Origin of the sequence: Dietzia sp. SYD-A1, from assembly GCF_015356725.1 — a bacterium.
Taxonomy (GTDB): domain Bacteria; phylum Actinomycetota; class Actinomycetes; order Mycobacteriales; family Mycobacteriaceae; genus Dietzia.
In genome coordinates this window covers 1-539 of record NZ_JADDKI010000655.1, presented here as the reverse complement: position 1 = coordinate 539, position 539 = coordinate 1, and the positions used below count along the sequence as shown (strand labels likewise).

Below are 539 nucleotides of genomic sequence, written 5' to 3'. Positions count from 1 at the left end.
GAGTCGGACGAGCAACTCCACGTCGCGCTGGGCGGCCCGGGCCCCGGCCCGCCCAGCGCGACGTGGAGTTGCTCGTCCGACTCGATCGACAGCCCGAGCATCAGATGCTCCGGGAGTTCGGCGCGCGCCCGCTCGAACGGGACATCCCGCTGCCCCACGTGCAGATGGAGCCCCAGCTCGCGCGCCACCCCCAGACGGTCGTTGACGAACACGGGGACCTCGCGACCGACCCGGGCCCCGGCCCGACGGGCGGCATCGGCCACCGCGGACGCGCGGGTGGCGAACTCGTCGTCGTCACATTCCTTGTCCCGGATCTGGACGACCCCCACCCCGCCCAGGACGGCCTGGTGGACGATGCCGGGGACCGCGTCCCGGCCACCACCGAGGTGGGGGTCGGTGACCAGATACAACCGCCAGTCGACGGCGCCGTGGGCCCGGCGGGTCACGGCGTGGCGTCGAGGAGCGTGACCGAGCCCGCGATCTCCTCGGCCGTGAGCGTGTACAGCGCGTCGAGCCACGCCACCGCGAACAGTCCCGGG

The 539-nt window shown here is 73.8% G+C and carries 1 protein-coding gene; it reads right to left on the bottom strand.

Annotated features, from left to right (window positions below; translation table 11 throughout):
• Nucleotides 1–446, bottom strand: a 446-nt coding sequence (locus tag IY392_RS18265) for a thiamine phosphate synthase (RefSeq protein WP_194861993.1), incomplete at its 3' end; no start/stop codon positions are given.
• Nucleotides 447–539 lie beyond the last annotated feature (93 nt).